Below are 17,769 nucleotides of genomic sequence, written 5' to 3'. Positions count from 1 at the left end.
GTTAACCCCCGGAGCCTTTTGTGTCCTCATTGCCGGTTGCCGCTGTCCTTCCAGAACTGTTATCCGCCCTGCAGCATGCGCCGCAGGTTTTGCTCAACGCGCCGACCGGCGCCGGGAAGTCGACCTGGCTGCCGCTGCAGATCCTCGCCGAGGGCAACATCGCGGGACGCATTATCCTGCTCGAGCCGAGGCGCCTGGCGGCGCGTAATGTCGCGCAGCGGCTGGCTGAACTGCTTGGCGAAAAGCCGGGGGAGACCGTGGGTTTCCGCATGCGCGCCGAAACCTGCGTCGGACCGCAGACCCGCCTGGAGGTGGTTACGGAGGGGATCCTGACGCGCATGATCCAGCGCGATCCGGAGCTGACGGGCGTGGGGCTGGTGATCCTCGATGAGTTTCACGAGCGCAGCCTGCAGGCGGATCTGGCCCTGGCCCTGCTGCTCGACGTCCAGCAGGGGTTACGTGACGATCTCAAGCTGCTGATTATGTCGGCGACCCTCGATAACGATCGCCTGCAGCGTCTGCTGCCGGAGGCGCCGGTGGTGGTCTCGGAGGGGCGCGCTTATCCGGTGGAGCGTCGCTTCAGCCCGCTCTCCGCGCACCAGCGTTTTGATGAGGCGGTGGTGGTAGCGGCGGCGGAGCTCCTGCGGCATGAACAGGGATCGATGCTGCTGTTTCTGCCCGGCGTCGGCGAGATCCAGCGCGTTCAGGAACAGCTGACGGAGCGCGTGGCGGAGGATGTCATTCTCTGCCCGCTGTATGGCGCGTTGCCCTTAAGCGAACAGCGCAAAGCGATCCTCCCGGCGCCGGCCGGGAAGCGCAAAGTGGTGCTGGCCACCAATATTGCCGAGACCAGTTTGACCATCGAGGGGATCCGCCTGGTGGTCGACAGCGCCCAGGAGCGGGTCGCCCGCTTTGACCCGCGTACCGGCCTGACCCGGCTGGTGACGCAGCGCATCAGCCAGGCATCGATGACGCAGCGTGCCGGACGCGCCGGTCGTCTCTCCCCGGGGATCTGCCTGCATTTGCTCGGCAAAGAACAGGCGGAACGGGCGGCGGCGCAGAGCGAGCCGGAGATCCTGCACAGCGATCTGTCGGCGCTGTTGCTGGAGCTGCTGCAGTGGGGCTGCCACGATCCGGCCGCGCTGGCCTGGCTGGATCAGCCGCCCGCGGTCAATCTGGCCGCCGCGCGTCGCCTGCTGGAGGCGCTGTCGGCGCTGGACGGCGAGCGGCTGTCGGCGTTTGGCCGCAAAATGGCAGCGCTTGGCAACGAGCCGCGGCTGGCGGCGATGCTGGCCGCCGCGCAGACCGATGACGAGGCGGCGACAGCGGCAAAGCTGGCGGCGATCCTCGAGGAGCCGCCGCGCGGCGGACTGGTGGATTTGGGGGCCGTCTTTTCCCGTCAGCAGGCCAACTGGCAGCAGCGAGCGCAGCAGCTGATGAAACGCCTGGCCCGCCGAGGCGGCCAGCCCGATGCCGGGCTAATGGCGGGGCTGCTGGCGTCGGCCTTCGCCGATCGCATCGCCCGCCGCCGCGGTCAGGAGGGGCGCTACCAGCTGGCGAACGGCATGGGCGCGATGCTGGACGCCGACGACGCGCTGGGCCGTCATGAATGGCTTATCGCTCCGCTGCTGCTGCAGGGTAGCGCTTCGCCGGATGCCCGCATGCTGTTGGCTCTGCCAGTGGAAATCGGCGAGCTGATCGCCGCCCGCCCTGAACTGGCGAAAAGTTCCGACACGGTGGAGTGGGATGAAGCGCAGGGGACGCTAAAAGCCTGGCGGCGGACGGTGATCGGCCAGTTGGTGATCAAGACCCAGCCGCTGGCGAAGCCCTCTGAGGCAGAGCTGCATCAGGCGATGCTCAACGGTATTCGTGAGAAAGGCCTCGGGGTGCTCAACTGGACGCCAGAGGCTGAGCAGCTGCGCCTGCGGCTGCACTGTGCGGCGCAGTGGCTGCCGGAAGAGGCATGGCCCGCAGTGGATGACGCTTCGCTGCTGGCCTCGCTGGAGACATGGCTGCTGCCGCAGATGAACGGCGTTCATTCCCTGCGGGCGCTGAAGGCGCTGGATCTGCGTCAGGCGCTACAGGACTGGCTGCCATGGCCGCTGCGCCAGAAGCTGGATCGCGAGCTGCCGACGCACTATACCGTGCCGACCGGCAGCCGCCTGGCGATCCGATACCATGCGGAGAACCCGCCAGCGCTGGCGGTGCGTATGCAGGAGATGTTCGGCGAGGCCACGACGCCGGTGATCGCCGAGGGGCGGGTGCCGCTGGTGCTGGAGCTGCTGTCGCCTGCCCAGCGTCCGCTGCAGATCACCCGCGATCTGAGCGCCTTCTGGCAAGGGAGCTACCGCGAGGTGCAGAAAGAGATGAAGGGACGCTATCCGAAGCACGTCTGGCCGGACGATCCGGCCAACGCCGCCCCGACCCGCCGCAGCAAAAAATACTCGTAGCCGCCGCTGCCGGGCGGCATCCTGCCCGGCCAGTCGGATCGCAAACGCTAGACCATCTGCTGCCAGAGAAAAATACCCCCGCCGGCCAGCGCCAGCCAGGGACCGAAGGCCAGCGGCTGCTGCAGCGACTGCCGGGTCCACAGGCGTTGCAGCAGGGTCCACACCAGCCCGCTGGCCGAAGCGAGCAACAGCACCTGCGGCAGAACCTGCCAGCCGCACCAGGCGCCCAGCGCCGCCAGCAGCTTAAAATCGCCATAGCCCAGCGCCTCTTTCCCGGTCAGCAGGCGGAACAGCCAGTAGACCGACCACAGCGCCAGATAACCGGCCATCGCCCCGGCGACCGCATCCGGCAGGGCAATGTACACCTCGTTAAGATTGAACAGCAGCCCGGCCCACAGCAGGGGCAGAGTCAGGCGATCGGGCAGCAGCTGGGTCCGGGCGTCAATCCGCGCCAGTATCAGCAGGAACGAGAGCAGCACCAGGCCGCCCGCCAGCGGCAGGCCCGGCGCCAGCAAAGCTCCGGCGAGGATAAACAGCAGGCCGGTGGCCAGCTCGGTCAGCGGATAGCTCCACGCGATGGGCGCCTGACAGCAGCGGGCGCGACGGCCCAGCCAGAGGAAACTGAGCAGCGGGATATTGTCCCGCCAGGCGATCGGCTGGCGGCACTGCGGGCAGGAAGAGCCCGGGGTGCTGAGGGTTATCCGCTCGTCGTCCGCGGTCTGGGTCAACATGCGCGGCAGACGATAGATCACCACATTGTAAAAGCTGCCCAGCGCCAGGCCGAACAGCAGTAGAAAGCCATACCAGACAAAGGGAAAGTGCAGCGATAACGCGGCTAGTGTCGTCATTTTTGCTCCTGTGGTAACCATTTTCCCTGCAGCTGCCACGGCGTCGGGCCCGGGGCGTTATTCGCTGTCGGGCGCGTGACCAGCAGCGCCAGCAGCGGCGGCATCCCCTGCCGGGGCTGTAGCGTGCCGCGAAACAGATAGCGGCCATCGGGCGACAGAGTCCCCTGGCCGCTGAGGCTCAGCTGATGAGAGTCCTGACGGAGAGTCAGCGCCACGGCGCCGTCCACCGTACAGCGGAAGGTGCCATTAACCTGGGCCAGCTCCAGGCTGCCGACCGGGGAGTGCAATCGGGCCTGCCGCCACTGCGCGCCTCCGGCGATGATATGCCGGCAGCGTCCGTCGCTGAACCGCCCTTCGGTCAGGCTGAAGGTGACCTCCCCCGCGGCCTTGACGGGCATAGTCGACATCAACCAGCGGCTGAGCAGGCTGGCGGGGGCGGTGAGCCGCCCCTCCTGTAGGCGCAGATCGCGAAGGCCCCACAGCCGGGCCTGACCCATCACGCCGCGGGGATCGCTGAGAGAGACCTGCCAGCCCGCCAGGGTCAGCGACCACGCCAGTCGTTCAAGCCGTTCCCCATGCCAGTAGACCGGTTGCGCCGCGCCGCGCCAGACGCTGCCGCTAAACTGCCCCACCTGTACGCCGGGCGGCAGCATGGGAGCCAGCAGGCGCGCCGGAGCGGTGGCGGTGAGCCACAACAGATAGAGGACCAGCAGCAGTCCGCCCGCGATCCAGTTAGCCTTCATCGTCGCGCTCCAGCAGCAGATGGTTGACCGTGACCCAGCCGGGCCGCGACGGCTGCCCGGTCACGGACAGCGAGATCGCGTTGACGCCGCGCATCGCCGGAGCGTCCAGCCAGTCGATCAGCGCCTGGAAAGCGCAGGGCTGAAGGGTGATCTGCAGACGTTTTCCCTGCGGCTGCAGGCGGACGACCGTCAGTCCGTGGCTCGCCGCCTCGCGCATCACCAGCGCGGTGAGCGCCTCTTTTGCCGCCGGCGCGGGCTGCTGGCTGAGCTGCTGCAGGCGCGGAGCCTGCTCCGTCATCCAGCGCAGGCTGGCCTGCTCTTTCACCAGGGTTTGCCGCCACTGCGCCTCGCGGGCTCGCCAGGGCTGCCACAGCCCATACCAGAAGGCGCATGCCGCCAGCAGCCCTGTCAGACCAAGCAACAGGCGCTGCTCCGACGGCGTGCGCTGCCGCCACCAGATAAGCAGATTAGCCATCGTTTTCCTCCAGCGTCAGTTGTCCCTCAATGCCATCCGGTTTCGTGATCATGTCGCCCGGCCGGACGCGAAACCGCGGCTGCGCCCGCTGGGTAAACTGCTCCAGCGCCCGGGAAGAGACCGCGGCGATATCCAGCTGCAGACGATTGCCCGCGGCATCCCAGCTCAGCGCTCGCAGACGGATCCCCGGCGTTTCGCTGAGGATGTTTTGCAAGGCGCTGAGGCGGTCGACGAGGGGGGCATGCTGCGCCTGACGGGTGAGGGTTTGCAGGTGCTGCTGCATCTGCAGTCGCGGGTTAATCACCTTTTTCTCCGTCGGAAACCAGCGGTGATAGAAGGCCCGGCTGGCCTGTTGCGCCGCCTCGGCCTGACGCGCCAGATCGCGATGGTCCAGCACGCTGTTTGCCCCTGCCAGTAACGCCAGAGCCAGCGCGGCATACCGCGCCGGACGCCAGCTCGCCTGCGCAGACCGCCACCGGACGGCGAACTCCCCCTGCAGCAGACTGAGTTTCTGCGCTGCCGGATGGCGTGCGGCAAGTGTCAGCAATGTCTGCGCAGGCTGCTCCCGCCAGACGCCCGGCGCCGCGGGCGGCGGCGAATAGCTGTCGATGACGTGCTCTTCCGCCTCGCTCTGCAGCAGCTCCGTCAGCCAGACGTTTTCCGCCGCCATGCCGCCCCACGGCTGGTGGCGGATCAGCCACTGCTCGTCCACCTGCACCGCGCTCCACGCCGGCGGTTGCCAGGGCAGGGCCAGCACGTCGGGCGTCAACGCCAGGGGCTGTAAGGAGAGCGATTCGCAGCGCGCCAGCCAGTCGCGCATTTTTTGCCGCTGTACGGCGACGATCTCGCACTGGGCCTGCTGGCGGTGGAGCAGAGCAAAATGGGTGGCTTCCACATCGTCTGCCAGCTGCTCTTCCAGCAGAAACGGGGCCACCTGCAGCGGCGGTTTACGCAGGCCCGCCGGTAGGGTGAGCGAGTGAAACGCGCAGTCGCTGGCCGGGATCAGCACCCAGGCCGGGTACTGCTCAGCCAGCGCCGGGAAAGGGCTGGCGTCGTCAGTCGGCCACCGGCCGCTGGCCTCGTGGTGCGGCTCGCCGGGGGCGAAGAGTTGCCAGTGCAGCGGCGCCTGCGCGGCGGCGAGGCGCACGATCAGCATGGCCTGGGGAGAAGCATTAATCTTGTTCATCGACCACCATAGAGAGTCCATATCGCCGCTGGACGACGGTAAACGTGCGCCCCGATTGTTGCAGGACGCTGTGCAGCTGAAAGCGTAGATTGCCAGTCACCACGGTAAAAGCGGCGATAAAGCGTGCGCTGTGCACCGTCAGCCAGGGACGGGCAAGCGTGGTATCGGTTTTCTGCAGCGTCGGCTGCGCGAGAAAGGCGGCGACGCTGCTCCACCCGGTTCGCGGGCGGTTGTGCAGCAGCTGTTGCGCCTCCTGCAGCGTCAGATCGCCGGGAAAGAGGGCCACCAGCAGGGCGGCCTGGGAGGGGCGCAGGGTGTTGACATTGACCTGCAGCGCGTCATCCGGCTGGACGCAGACGAAGGGGAGCAGGCGCTGATAGAGCGCGGCGTCCATCCCGGCCAGCAGGCGCAACTCGCTGACATCCTGCATCGGCTGGTTGGCGGCGAGATAGCCCGGGGTTTGCGCCATATAGACCTCGTCCTCCGCCCCGTTCAGCCGCGGCTGGCCGTCGCTGTCCGTCCAGTCGCCAAGGGCGGCGGCGATCTGGCTGGCGCGCAGCGGCGGCTCGCCGAGCAGCGCCAGCAGCCGAACGAAGACGTCGGTCGGGTAGGGCGTTCCGTCGCCAGCCTCATCCGCGCGATGGTTGATGGCATTGAGGTTAAAGCAGGCGTGCCCGTCGCGGATCGTGGCGCGGATTTCGCCATCGTCGAGGGTAAAGCGGCGCCCCTCCTGCGCCCAGGTTTGCGCCAGGTTCGTTTGACTGGGCGAGTCCAGCGCATCGCGTTGCAGCAGCGCGGCGGCCATATTTTCCGCCGCCAGGGCGTACCATCTGGCCTGCAAATTATCGAGGGTCACGGCGGTATGCTGATACATGACCGCGGTGCGCTCGGTCATGGCGCTGGCGAGGATCATCATCAGGGCGAGGATGAACAGCACCATCAGGAGCGCGACGCCGCGTTGCCGATTTATCACTGGCCGCCTCCCGGGGTGAGTAAAAACAGGCGGGTTATTTCCCCGCTGTTCGCCAGCGTCAGGGTGATCTCCAGCCCCTGCGGCAGCCTCTGCGGGCGGTCCCAGGTTTCCTGCCAGCGCCCGTCGGCGTAAAACCGCAGGCGAAACGCGGTTACCTCGCGCAGCAGCACCCGGACCATCGGCTGGCTGCCGGTCAGCGGATCCTGCTGATCGAAGCTCAGACGCTCAAGCCGCTGCTGGCGCAGACGGTAGCTGACGTTCTGGATCTCCGAGCGCGGGAGGAGCCCCAGCGGGTTTGGCCAGCCGCTGCGGCTGAAGGCCAGTCCCCAGTCGTCGCTCTGCAACTGGAAACGTCCGGCGAAGAAAAACGTGTCGCTGTTTCTGGCGCGACGGGGAATGATGTGGGTGACATCGTCGGCTATCTGGCGAAAGGCGCGCTGGAGGGCCGCGATCTGCTGGCTTTTCTCGCGGGTCAGGCCATCGGCGCGGATGACGTTCTGCAGCACCATCACGGCGGCGGCGCTGAGGACGGCGAGGATAGCCAGCGCCAGCAGCGTTTCGATCAGAGTGAAACCGCGCATTTTCGTTATCATGGCGGCGTCACCCAGGTGCGCAGGGTGGCCAGCGGCGCGGGATCGCTTTTTTGCCGCCGGACCTCCACGTCCAGCGCCCGCAGCTGCGGCAGCGCGGTTTCCACTCCCTGCCAGCGGACAAACCAGCGCGTCCCGGCGGCCTCCACGGTGGTTTCAGACCAGCTGAGGGCAGGCCAGCGTTTCTCCAGCCGCAGCTGCACCAGCTGGTTATCCGCCAGCCAGCTGGCGAGGATTTTCTCTTCCATACGCCCGAGCTGGCGCGTTTGCTGCAGGGTGGACTGCATCACCGCCAGGCCGGCGAGGGCGAAAATCACCAGCGCGACCATCACTTCGATAAGCGTCATTCCGGCTTCACGCTTCATGGCTGCTCCCGCGCCGCCAGCGGCTGGCTGTCGCCCTGGGCGTCGACGTTGATGCCCGTCGCGGCGTCAATCCGCAGCTGAAACGGCGTGACTTCACCGCCGGGAAAAATAAGCACGTCGGGCTGCTCGCCCGGCGTCCACGCCTGGCCGTCGGGAAAGCGCAGCGTCAGCCTGGCCCGCGGGAGGGTTTCCGCCGTGGTGACGCGTCCGGCCTGCAGCGGCAGCCACTGCGCGTTGCCCCACCGGTCGTCAGCCGCCGCCGGGGCGCTATCGTCGGCAGGCTGCAGGCGCATAAACTGCCAGCGCTCAGGGTGGATGATAATGCCGAAGAGCTGACCGGTTTGCTGCCCGCGCTCGCGGACAAAATCCAGTTGCGCCTGAAAGCGCGCCAGGATCTGTGTGGCCTCCTGGGTGCGGGCGGAGGGAAACGCCAGCAGCACCATGCTGGCGCTGACGCCGATCAGCAGCAGGACCAGCATCATCTCCAGGAGGGTGAAACCGCGCTGAGACACTATTTCTTCCCGAGGGTCCAGTTGCCGATATCGTCATTGGTGTCGGGCATCCCGTCCGGGCCGACGCTGAAGACGTCGATGGCGCCATGCTGACCCGGGCTTAACAGCTGATACTCATTCCCCCACGGGTCCTGCGGCAGACGGCGGATATAGCCGCCTTCCGGGTAGTTGCGGGCATGCGGCTCGGCGGCCGGAGCGGTCACCAGCGCCTGCAGCCCCTGCTCGGTGTTGGGGTAGCGGCTATTGTCGAGTTTATACATGTCCAGCGCTCCCTCGAGCGCCACCAGATCGCTGACGACTTTCTGGCGGTCCGCTTTCTCCTTGTTGCCCATCAGGTTAGGCACCACCAGGCTGGCGAGAATGCCGAGAATGACGATCACCACCATAATTTCCAGTAACGTGAAACCGCGTTGCCGTTGCATAGTTTTCTCCATTAATACAGTTACATACTCATAAGGGTGTTCAGTTGCAGGATCGGCTGCAGGATGGCCAGCACGATAAACAGCACCATGCCGGCCATGGTGACCACCAGCAGAGGCTCAAACAGGCTGAGGGACATCTGGATCTGCGCGCTCAGCTCCCGGTCCTGGTTCTCCGCCGCGCGCTCCAGCATGGCGGTCAGTTCTCCGCTCTGTTCGCCGCTGGCGATCATGTAGCGCATCATCGGCGGAAACAGGGCGGTGGATTCCAGCGCCCGATGCAGACTGACGCCTTCGCGTACCGATTCGCTGGCCGCCGCCAGCTGGCTGCGCGCCCAGGCGTTGCTGAGGACGTCGGCGCTGATGCGCATCGACAGCAGCAGCGGCACCGCGCTGGCATTGAGAATGCTTAAGGTGCGGGCGTAGCGCGCGCTGTTGACGCTGCGGGCCACGCGGCCGATGACCGGCAGGCGCAGCAGCGCCCGGTCCCAGGCGAGCCGCCGGGCGGGCTGGCGCAGCAGATAGCGCAGCGCCAGCAGCGCCAGTAACGACAGCAGCGCCAGCCAGGGGCCCGCGCTGCGCACGATGTCGCTCAGGCTCATTAGCAGCCGGGTAGAGAAGGGCAGGGCCTGTTTAAGATGGACAAACTGCTCAACGACTTTCGGGACTACGGTGGAGAGCAGAATGGCGATCACGCTGATAGCGACCAGCGTCAGTACGATGGGGTAGATCATCGCCTGCAGCAGGCGGGCGCGGAGCTGCTGGCGCTGCTCGGTATAGTCAGCAAGCCGGTTCAGTACGCCGTCGAGATGGCCGGAGGTTTCGCCGGCCGCCACCATGGCGCAGAACAGCCCGTCGAAGCAGGCGGGATAGCCGCGCATCGCCTCCGCCAGCGAGTGGCCTTCGAGCACTTTGCTGCGCACCCCGGCCATTAACGTTCTTAGCGACGGCTTTTCGCACTGCTGGGCGACGGCATCGAGCGCCTTTTCCAGCGGGATCCCGGCGGCAACCAGAGTCGCCAGCTGGCGGGTGAGCAGGGCTAAATCACCGGCGCTGGTGCGCCGGGTAAGGGATCCGCCGGCCCACAGTCGGCGCGCCGGGTCGGCAGTTGTCACTTCCAGCGCCAGCCAGCCCTTGTCCCGCAGCAGCTGGCGGGCGTGGCGGGCGGAGTCGGCCTGCTGAAGGCCGCGGCGGGTTTTGCCCTGCGCGTCCAGCGCCTGATAGCGAAACAGGGCCATCTTAGACGCTTTCCGTCGTTTGCTGTTCGGTGACCCGCATCACCTCCTCCCAGCTGGTGATCCCCGCCAGCGCTTTGTCGCGTCCGGCATGGCGCAGGGTTTGCCAGGCTGGCCCCAGCTGCTGGATCAGGGTGATCTCGTTCTCGCCGCGGTGGATGGCGGCGCGCACGCGATCGTCGATTAGCAGCAGTTCATGGATCCCGGTACGCCCACGATAGCCGATGAAATTACACTCCGGACAGCCTTTGGGCTGCCACAGCCGCGCGCCGACCGGGACCGCCATCTGCCGGGCGGTGTTGGCATCCGCCTGCCAGGGCTGACGGCAGTGCGGGCACAGTTGGCGCACCAGCCGCTGCGACATCACCGCCAGCAGCGAGGTAGAGAGTAAAAAAGGCTCCACGCCCATATCCTGTAGACGGGAAATGGCGCCCAGCGCGCTGTTGGTGTGCAGGGTCGACAGCACCAGGTGCCCGGTCAACGAGGCCTGAACGGCGATCTGGGCGGTTTCGCCATCGCGGATTTCGCCCACCAGCACTACGTCCGGATCCTGGCGCAGGATGGCGCGCAGGCCGCGGGCGAAGGTCATCTCGACTTTGGCGTTGACCTGGGTCTGGCCTATGCCCTCCAGCTCATACTCCACCGGATCTTCAATGGTCATGATGTTGCGCTCCCGGGCGTCGAGGCGGCTGAGGGCGGCGTAGAGCGTCGTGCTTTTCCCGGAGCCGGTCGGACCGGTGACCAGGATGATGCCGTGCGGGCGGGCGATCAGCGCATCGACCCGATCGAGCAGGGCGGGCGGCATGCCCAGCGTCAGCAGATCCAGGTTGACGCTGTTTTTGTCCAGCAGACGCAGGACGACGCGTTCGCCGTGGCTGGAGGGCAGGGTGGAGACGCGCACGTCGATTGCTCGCCCGCCGATGCGCAGCGCCATGCGGCCATCCTGAGGGACCCGCTTTTCGGCAATGTCCAGGCTGGCCATCACCTTGATGCGCGAAATTAACAGGGCGGCCAGCCGCCGCTGCGGGCGCAGAATTTCGCGCAGCACGCCGTCGACGCGAAAGCGGATCTGCAGATGGCGCTCGTAGGTTTCGATATGAATATCCGAGGCTTTCTCTTTGATGGCCTCGGTGAGCATGGCGTTGATCAGGCGGATGATCGGCGCGTCGTCCTCGCTGTCGAGCAGATCGTCGGTGTCCGGCAGCTCTTCGGCGAGGGTATAGAGGTCGAGCTCATTGCCGATGTCGGCCATCATGCGGTGCGCCTCCGCCGAATCACGCTGATAGCTGAGCACCAGCACTTTCTCGAACGCGTCCGGCGCCAGACGGCTGACGCGCATCGGCCCGTCCGCCAGGCGGCGCGCTTCCAGCAGCGCCCGGGCGGCGGTATCGGGGCGGCACAGCGCTTCGCAGCGTTCACCGTCGCTGAGCAGCACAAGATGGTGCGCGCGGGCCCAGGCGAAGGGCAACAGCGGACGGCGTTCGGCGGCTGGCGTCATGGGCGGCCTCCGAGATTGAAGGCGTCAATGGCGGCGCTGACCTGGCGGAAGGCCTGGGTCTCCTGCTGCGGATAGATATGCAGCAGGTCGTTGCTGAGCGACGCTTCGCTGCTTTCTTTACCCCGCTGTTTAGTTTGCGCATTGTTGAAGGCGGTGTACTGGCCGGAAGAAGCCTGGCGGTACTCATCGCGATCGCGAATGATGGTCGGGCGGATAAACAGCATCAGGTTGCGTTTCGACACTTTCTTGCTGTCGGAGCGGAACAGGGCGCCGATCACCGGGATATCCCCGAGCAGCGGCACTTTGTCAGCGGTATCGGTGACGGTTTTATCCAGCAGCCCGCCAACCACCACCGTTTCGCCGCTGCCGACCAGCACGGCGTTATTCACCGTCCGGGTATTGAAGGTCGCCCCGAGATCGCTGCTGGTGCTGGAGGCCGAGTCGGCAACGCTCGATACCTCCTGCTCAATCTCCAGCAGCACCGCATCGCCTTCGTTAATCTGCGGTTTCACCTTCAGTTTAATGCCGACGGTTTTGCGCTCGACGGTATTGAAGATGTTGTCGCCTGAGGTGGTTTGCGAGCCGGTTAATACCGGAACTTCCTGGCCGACGTTAAAAGTGGCTTGCATGTTATCGAGGGTGACGATGCTGGGGGTGGCCAGAATATCGTTCTTGGTACTGCTGGAGAGGGCGGTGAGCAGCATCGCCCAGTTCCCCTGATAGAAGCCGGCGGCGATACCATTAAACGAGCCGAGGGCGCTGGCCAGCGAGCTGCTGATGGTACCGTCTTTGTTGTACTGGTTGGCGCCGGCGATAGCCGTCGATATCGGCAAACCGCTATTGGTGAACTGCGTCATGCCGGCGTTTTTGTTTGCCCACTGGATACCGAGATTAAGGCCATCGGCATCCTGCACTTCGGCAATAATCGCCTCCACCAGCACCTGCGGGCGGCGGATATCGAGCTGGGCGATCACCCGCTCAAGATCGTTCATCACGTCTGGCGCCGCGGTGACGATCAGGGCGTTGGTCTGGCCGTGGGCTTTGATAATAATATTTTTGTCGATCGCGGCCACTGGCCTGGCGCTTTGCTTGTCGCTCTGCAGCGAGCTGCTGATCCCGGTCAGAACTTCCACCAGATCGGCGGCTTTGGCGTACTTCAGGTAGATCACTTTGGTGTTACCCTGTACCGCCTGCTGGCGGTCGAGCTGTTTGATCATGGCGATAATGCGCTGGCGCGAGTTTGGTTCGCCGCTCACCAGTACCGCGTTGGTGCGCTCATCGGCCACCACGTTCGCCACCATCGAGCCCGGCAGCGCCGACTTGCTGGTATCTTTATTAAGCTCGGTAACCAGTTTGACTACTTCCGCGGCGGAGGCCCAGGAGAGGGGCACGGTCACCACGCTGCGATCCCCGGCGTTGTCGACGCGCTCGACAATGGTCAGCAGGCGTTTGATAACCGCCGCGCGGCCGGTCATCAGCAGTACGTTGGAGGGCTCATAATGGACCACGCTGCCGGCGCCAGCGTTATCGTTCAGCTGGCGGAGCAGCGGGGCGAGATCGCGGGCGGCGACGTTGGTCAGGGGCACCACCCGGGTGACCACTTCATCGCCTTCGCCCGGCGCGGCCGCGCTGGCGACCGGCACGGCCGAGGTCTTGGCGTCTTTGGCGCGGACCACTTTTAGCACGCCGTTATTCATATTGATCACGGCGAAGCCATATACATCCAGCACGCTGAGGAAGAATTGATAATATTGTTCTTCATTGAGCATATCGTAACTGCGCACGGTGATAGTGCCGCGTACGCTGGGATCGATAATCACCGTTTTATTCAGGTTTTTGCTGACGGTATTGATAAATTCCTGGATATCGGTGCCTTTAAAACTGGCGGAAAATTCCTCCGCGGCGGCCGGAGAAAATAGCAGCGGGGTTAATATCAGCAGCGCAGGCAGCATTTTTCGCAGGCGTTTCATGGTTGGCAATTATTCATCCCCCAGCGCGAAAGCAATATCGTGTCGTTGGCCTTCCCGCTCAACGGTTAGCGTTATTTCGGTCATGTCGGCCAGATTCTGCAGCGCCTGTTGCGCTTGCTCCTGGTCGCGTAAATCGATGCCATTTAAGGCAATCGCCAAATCATTTGCCTGCAGGCCGGACTGGCGAAACAGCGAGGCGTCTTTGCCTGGGTTTAGTCGATAACCCAGCAGTTTGTCGCCGCTGAGTACCGGCGAAATAGATAAATAAGTGAGGATATTTTGCGGCTGTTCGCGGAGTCGCTTCACGAGGGGCGGGTTGCCCGCGGCGGTGGGCGGCGGCGACGGCGCGCGACTGTCGTTAAATAATAAAATGGCCTCTTTGCGCCCCTGATAGTTGACAATGATCCGGTCAGGCAGAATGGCGGCGATCCGCGCATCATACCCTGGGAGGGGATCGCCCGTGCTAAGGCTAACCTGCTGATTTCCCTTTTCGATAATAGCGATGGAGCGCGCCGGGTTGCTGCTGGCGAGTAGCCCGGCCAGGCGTAGCTTCAGGCTGGAAACCGGCACCTGATTGAGACTGGCAGCATCCGTTGGCGTGGGGCTATTTTTCACCGCCAGGCCAAACAGGGTAAATGCGGGCCGCACATTTTTTAATTCCGGATCTGCCGCCGGAGGCATGGTTAACGGTAGGGCGGAAATATCCTCAGGACTCACAGGGAATACCACGCGCCAGGTTAATTTCGCCAGCTGTGGGATAGCGGTTATTAATATGATGAGCGTCACAATTTGTGGTAATAATTTAATTATCCCTTTATTTATATTTGTTAACCTCATCACAGAAACTGGCATTTTAATTCCTTTGCTAATTTATTTTTCTGCACGTTGGCGTAATACCCTACCGAAACAGGTAGGTGATTATTGGCTTTTGAATTATTTATTGCCGGAGAGTGGCGATAAGCGTGGCGAATCATAATCAGTTTGCGGTTTCGGGTCGTCATTCCCTTTATTGATTTACTCCCCCGGCTTCCTACGCCCCCCGCTCATTTGTGGGGGATGATTGCGCCTGGGAAAGCAAAAATATCTAATTAGCGCGCTGTAAAGATATTCATCCTTTCTTACCTTTTATAATTTAATAAGCATATTAGGGACTATCGAATGCTCAGATATACCTGTCATGCCCTATTTCTTGGATCGTTAGTATTATTGAGTGGCTGTGATAACAGCTCTTCCTCTTCTACCTCTGGCTCACCGGGTTCACCAGGCAATCCTGGCAACCCAGGCACTCCCGGCACGCCCGACCCGCAGGATGTCGTCGTCCGCTTACCGGACGTTGCCGTCCCAGGCGAAGCGGTGCAGGCTTCCGCCAGGCAGGCTGTCATTCATCTCGTCGATATCGCCGGCATCACCAGCAGCACGCCGGCCGACTATGCGACGAAAAACCTCTATTTATGGAACAACGAAACCTGTGACGCGCTGAGCGCGCCGGTGGCGGACTGGAATGATGTCAGCACCACGCCGACCGGCAGCGACAAATATGGCCCTTACTGGGTGATCCCGCTGACTAAAGAGAGCGGATGCATCAACGTTATCGTCCGCGATGGCACCAATAAGCTTATCGACAGCGACCTGCGCGTCTCTTTCAGTGATTTCACCGATCGGACGGTATCGGTCATCGCTGGCAACAGCGCGGTCTATGACTCCCGCGCCGACGCCTTCCGCGCCGCCTTTGGCGTGGCGCTGGCCGATGCGCACTGGGTCGATAAAACCACCCTGCTGTGGCCGGGCGGGGAAAATAAACCCATTGTGCGCCTCTATTACAGCCACAGCAGTAAGGTGGCCGCCGACAGTAACGGCGAATTTACCGATAAGTATGTCAAGCTGACCCCCACCACCGTCAGCCAGCAGGTGAGCATGCGCTTCCCGCATCTCGCCAGCTATCCTGCCTTTAAGCTGCCGGATGATGTCAACGTCGATGAATTGCTGCAGGGCGAGACGGTGGCGATATCCGCCGAAAGCGACGGGATCCTGAGCTCCGCCACCCAGGTACAGACCGCCGGCGTGCTGGACGATACCTATGCCGCCGCCGCCGAGGCGCTGAGCTACGGCGCCCAGCTAACCGATAGCGGCGTGACCTTCCGCGTCTGGGCACCCACGGCGCAGCAGGTCGAACTGGTGGTCTACAGCGCCGACAAGAAGGTGGTGGCCAGCCATCCGATGACCCGCGACAGCGCCTCCGGCGCCTGGTCATGGCAGGGGGGAAGCGACCTGAAGGGCGCGTTCTACCGCTACGCGATGACCGTTTACCACCCGCAGTCGCGTAAAGTCGAGCAGTACGAAGTGACCGATCCCTACGCCCATAGTTTGTCGACCAACTCGGAGTACAGCCAGGTGGTCGATCTCAACGACAGCGCGCTGAAGCCGGAAGGCTGGGACGGGCTGACGATGCCGCACGCGCAGAAAACCAAAGCCGACCTGGCGAAAATGACGATCCACGAGTCGCATATTCGCGATCTCTCTGCCTGGGATCAAACCGTTCCCGCCGAACTGCGCGGTAAGTATCTGGCGCTCACCGCCCAGGAGAGCAATATGGTCCAGCATCTGAAACAGCTGTCGGCCTCGGGCGTGACCCATATTGAGCTGCTGCCGGTCTTCGATCTGGCGACGGTCAATGAGTTCAGCGACAAAGTCGCCGATATTCAGCAGCCGTTCAGTCGCCTGTGCGAGATCAACAGCGCGGTGAAGAGCAGCGAGTTCGCGGGCTATTGCGACAGCGGTTCGACGGTCGAAGAGGTGCTGACCCAGCTGAAGCAGAACGACAGCAAGGATAACCCGCAGGTGCAGGCGTTGAATACGCTGGTGGCGCAGACCGACTCCTATAACTGGGGCTACGATCCGTTCCACTACACGGTGCCGGAAGGATCCTACGCCACCGATCCGGAAGGCACGGCGCGCATTAAAGAGTTCCGCACCATGATTCAGGCGATCAAGCAGGATCTGGGAATGAACGTCATTATGGACGTGGTGTACAACCACACCAACGCCGCCGGCCCGACCGATCGCACCTCGGTACTGGATAAGATCGTCCCCTGGTACTACCAGCGTCTGAACGAAACCACCGGCAGCGTGGAATCGGCTACCTGTTGCTCCGACTCGGCGCCAGAGCACCGGATGTTCGCCAAGCTTATCGCCGATTCACTGGCGGTATGGACCACCGATTATAAGATCGATGGCTTCCGCTTCGACCTGATGGGCTACCACCCGAAAGCGCAGATCCTCTCGGCTTGGGAACGCATTAAAGCGCTGAACCCGGATATCTACTTCTTTGGCGAAGGCTGGGATTCCAACCAGAGCGATCGCTTTGAAATTGCCTCGCAAATCAATCTCAAAGGCACCGGGATCGGCACGTTCTCCGATCGTCTGCGCGACGCCGTGCGCGGCGGCGGGCCGTTCGACTCCGGTGACGCATTACGCCAGAACCAGGGCGTGGGCAGCGGGGCCGGCGTTCTGCCGAATGAGCTGACCACCCTGACCGACGATCAGGCGCGTCACCTCGCCGATCTGACCCGTCTCGGCATGGCCGGTAACCTTGCGGACTTTGTGCTGATCGACAAAGACGGCGCGGTGAAGAGAGGCAGCGAGATTGACTATAACGGCGCGCCAGGCGGCTATGCGGCTGATCCGACGGAAGTCGTGAACTATGTGTCAAAACACGATAACCAGACGCTGTGGGACATGATCAGCTATAAAGCCGCTCAGGAGGCGGATCTCGATACCCGCGTCCGGATGCAGGCGGTGTCGCTGGCGACGGTGATGCTCGGCCAGGGGATCGCCTTTGACCAGCAGGGCTCGGAGCTGCTGCGCTCTAAATCCTTTACCCGCGATTCGTATGATTCCGGCGACTGGTTTAACCGCGTGGACTACTCCCTGCAGGACAACAACTACAACGTCGGTATGCCGCGCAGCAGCGATGATGGCAGCAATTATGACATTATCGCCCGGGTGAAAGACGCGGTGGCTACTCCGGGTGAAACGGAGCTCAAGCAGATGACCGCGTTTTATCAGGAGCTGACCGCGCTGCGTAAATCGTCTCCGCTGTTTACCCTCGGCGACGGCGCGACGGTGATGAAGCGCGTGGACTTCCGCAATACTGGCGCCGATCAGCAGACGGGTCTGCTGGTGATGACCATCGATGACGGGATGCAGGCTGGCGCCAGTCTGGACAGCCGTGTCGACGGCATCGTGGTGGCGATCAACGCCGCGCCGGAAAGCCGGACGCTGCAGGACTTCGCCGGCACATCGCTCCAGCTGAGCGCTATTCAGCAGGCGGCGGGCGACCGGTCGCTGGCGAGCGGCGTGCAGGTTGCCGCTGACGGTTCGGTCACGCTGCCGGCCTGGTCGGTTGCCGTTCTCGAGTTGCCGCAGGGCGAGTCGCAGGGCGCTGGCCTGCCGGTGAGCAGTAAATAACATAACGTAGGGCGCCCGTAAGGGCGCCTCTGGCTGAT

The 17,769-nt window shown here is 63.7% G+C and carries 16 protein-coding genes; 2 read left to right on the top strand and 14 right to left on the bottom strand.

Annotated elements, in window-relative coordinates; all coding sequences use genetic code 11:
- Positions 1 to 20: 20 nt before the first annotated feature.
- Positions 21 to 2,450 (top strand): ATP-dependent helicase HrpB, encoded by a 2,430-nt coding sequence (gene hrpB / locus ACR809_RS20835; RefSeq protein WP_122051549.1) that lies wholly within the window; start codon positions 21 to 23, stop codon positions 2,448 to 2,450.
- Between the two features lie 47 nt (positions 2,451 to 2,497).
- Here the strand turns inward: hrpB and ACR809_RS20830 are convergent, their stop codons facing one another.
- From ACR809_RS20830 to ACR809_RS20765, 14 genes are read right to left on the bottom strand one after another with little or no spacing between them, the layout of a single operon-like run.
- Entirely contained in the window at positions 2,498 to 3,298 is an 801-nt protein-coding gene (locus tag ACR809_RS20830) for a prepilin peptidase (protein ID WP_004145898.1), read from the bottom strand.
- On the bottom strand, positions 3,295 to 4,041 hold the full coding sequence (locus ACR809_RS20825; RefSeq protein WP_004145897.1) for a type II secretion system protein N: 747 nt from the start codon (positions 4,039 to 4,041) through the stop codon (positions 3,295 to 3,297). Before ACR809_RS20825 ends, ACR809_RS20830 begins: the two co-directional genes overlap by 4 nt.
- A complete protein-coding gene (locus ACR809_RS20820; protein ID WP_004145896.1) occupies positions 4,031 to 4,516 on the bottom strand; it encodes a type II secretion system protein M in 486 nt (161 codons plus the stop codon). The genes ACR809_RS20825 and ACR809_RS20820 overlap by 11 nt, the downstream gene beginning before the upstream one ends.
- Positions 4,509 to 5,702, bottom strand: a complete 1,194-nt coding sequence (gspL, locus tag ACR809_RS20815) for a type II secretion system protein GspL (protein ID WP_012737412.1) — start codon at positions 5,700 to 5,702, stop codon at positions 4,509 to 4,511. The genes ACR809_RS20820 and gspL overlap by 8 nt, the downstream gene beginning before the upstream one ends.
- Positions 5,689 to 6,675, bottom strand: coding sequence for a type II secretion system minor pseudopilin GspK (gene gspK / locus ACR809_RS20810; RefSeq protein ID WP_021467522.1), 987 nt, complete (start codon positions 6,673 to 6,675; stop codon positions 5,689 to 5,691). Before gspK ends, gspL begins: the two co-directional genes overlap by 14 nt.
- Positions 6,672 to 7,268, bottom strand: a complete 597-nt coding sequence (gene gspJ, locus ACR809_RS20805) for a type II secretion system minor pseudopilin GspJ (RefSeq protein ID WP_023286045.1) — start codon at positions 7,266 to 7,268, stop codon at positions 6,672 to 6,674. Before gspJ ends, gspK begins: the two co-directional genes overlap by 4 nt.
- Positions 7,265 to 7,630 (bottom strand): type II secretion system minor pseudopilin GspI, encoded by a 366-nt coding sequence (gene gspI, locus ACR809_RS20800; protein WP_002889025.1) that lies wholly within the window; start codon positions 7,628 to 7,630, stop codon positions 7,265 to 7,267. The genes gspJ and gspI overlap by 4 nt, the downstream gene beginning before the upstream one ends.
- Complete coding sequence (gene gspH, locus ACR809_RS20795) at positions 7,627 to 8,142, bottom strand: type II secretion system minor pseudopilin GspH (protein ID WP_004191951.1); 516 nt, start codon at positions 8,140 to 8,142, stop codon at positions 7,627 to 7,629. Before gspH ends, gspI begins: the two co-directional genes overlap by 4 nt.
- The gene (gene gspG, locus ACR809_RS20790; protein WP_002889054.1) at positions 8,142 to 8,564 is read right to left on the bottom strand and encodes a type II secretion system major pseudopilin GspG; all 423 of its coding nucleotides are present in this window, start codon (positions 8,562 to 8,564) and stop codon (positions 8,142 to 8,144) included. The genes gspH and gspG overlap by 1 nt, the downstream gene beginning before the upstream one ends.
- Positions 8,565 to 8,584: 20 nt before the next feature.
- Positions 8,585 to 9,799 (bottom strand): type II secretion system inner membrane protein GspF, encoded by a 1,215-nt coding sequence (gspF, locus tag ACR809_RS20785; protein WP_122051548.1) that lies wholly within the window; start codon positions 9,797 to 9,799, stop codon positions 8,585 to 8,587.
- 1 nt (position 9,800) lies between these two features.
- Entirely contained in the window at positions 9,801 to 11,294 is a 1,494-nt protein-coding gene (gene gspE, locus ACR809_RS20780) for a type II secretion system ATPase GspE (protein ID WP_004145888.1), read from the bottom strand.
- Positions 11,291 to 13,264 (bottom strand): GspD family T2SS secretin variant PulD, encoded by a 1,974-nt coding sequence (gene pulD / locus ACR809_RS20775; protein WP_004194880.1) that lies wholly within the window; start codon positions 13,262 to 13,264, stop codon positions 11,291 to 11,293. Before pulD ends, gspE begins: the two co-directional genes overlap by 4 nt.
- 9 nt (positions 13,265 to 13,273) lie before the next feature.
- Positions 13,274 to 14,116, bottom strand: coding sequence for a type II secretion system protein GspC (gene gspC, locus ACR809_RS20770; RefSeq protein WP_004177377.1), 843 nt, complete (start codon positions 14,114 to 14,116; stop codon positions 13,274 to 13,276).
- Positions 14,101 to 14,238 carry a hypothetical protein gene (locus ACR809_RS20765; RefSeq protein WP_004219434.1) on the bottom strand — a complete coding sequence of 46 codons (138 nt, stop codon included), beginning with the start codon at positions 14,236 to 14,238 and terminating at the stop codon, positions 14,101 to 14,103. The genes gspC and ACR809_RS20765 overlap by 16 nt, the downstream gene beginning before the upstream one ends.
- A gap of 184 nt (positions 14,239 to 14,422) precedes the next feature.
- On the opposite strand from ACR809_RS20765, the gene pulA reads away from it, so the two are divergent.
- Complete coding sequence (gene pulA / locus ACR809_RS20760; RefSeq protein ID WP_023286046.1) at positions 14,423 to 17,731, top strand: pullulanase-type alpha-1,6-glucosidase; 3,309 nt, start codon at positions 14,423 to 14,425, stop codon at positions 17,729 to 17,731.
- Positions 17,732 to 17,769: the final 38 nt, after the last annotated feature.

The sequence above is a fragment of the Klebsiella sp. CD33 genome, from assembly GCF_051992865.1.
GTDB classification, from domain to species: domain Bacteria; phylum Pseudomonadota; class Gammaproteobacteria; order Enterobacterales; family Enterobacteriaceae; genus Klebsiella; species Klebsiella pneumoniae.
This window is presented reverse-complemented; position numbering and strand designations above follow the sequence as displayed.

Excerpts from the sequence above, each read along its gene's own strand:
- gspI (WP_002889025.1), bottom strand. The coding sequence starts at position 7,630 with ATGAAGCGTGAAGCCGGAATGACGCTTATCGAAGTGATGGTCGCGCTG.
- ACR809_RS20830 (WP_004145898.1), bottom strand. The coding sequence starts at position 3,298 with ATGACGACACTAGCCGCGTTATCGCTGCACTTTCCCTTTGTCTGGTAT.
- pulD (WP_004194880.1), bottom strand. The coding sequence starts at position 13,264 with ATGAAACGCCTGCGAAAAATGCTGCCTGCGCTGCTGATATTAACCCCG.
- ACR809_RS20765 (WP_004219434.1), bottom strand. The coding sequence starts at position 14,238 with ATGATTCGCCACGCTTATCGCCACTCTCCGGCAATAAATAATTCAAAA.
- gspL (WP_012737412.1), bottom strand. The coding sequence starts at position 5,702 with ATGAACAAGATTAATGCTTCTCCCCAGGCCATGCTGATCGTGCGCCTC.
- gspF (WP_122051548.1), bottom strand. The coding sequence starts at position 9,799 with ATGGCCCTGTTTCGCTATCAGGCGCTGGACGCGCAGGGCAAAACCCGC.
- gspE (WP_004145888.1), bottom strand. The coding sequence starts at position 11,294 with ATGACGCCAGCCGCCGAACGCCGTCCGCTGTTGCCCTTCGCCTGGGCC.
- gspG (WP_002889054.1), bottom strand. The coding sequence starts at position 8,564 with ATGCAACGGCAACGCGGTTTCACGTTACTGGAAATTATGGTGGTGATC.
- ACR809_RS20820 (WP_004145896.1), bottom strand. The coding sequence starts at position 4,516 with ATGGCTAATCTGCTTATCTGGTGGCGGCAGCGCACGCCGTCGGAGCAG.
- pulA (WP_023286046.1), top strand. The coding sequence starts at position 14,423 with ATGCTCAGATATACCTGTCATGCCCTATTTCTTGGATCGTTAGTATTA.
- gspC (WP_004177377.1), bottom strand. The coding sequence starts at position 14,116 with ATGCCAGTTTCTGTGATGAGGTTAACAAATATAAATAAAGGGATAATT.
- ACR809_RS20825 (WP_004145897.1), bottom strand. The coding sequence starts at position 4,041 with ATGAAGGCTAACTGGATCGCGGGCGGACTGCTGCTGGTCCTCTATCTG.
- gspJ (WP_023286045.1), bottom strand. The coding sequence starts at position 7,268 with ATGATAACGAAAATGCGCGGTTTCACTCTGATCGAAACGCTGCTGGCG.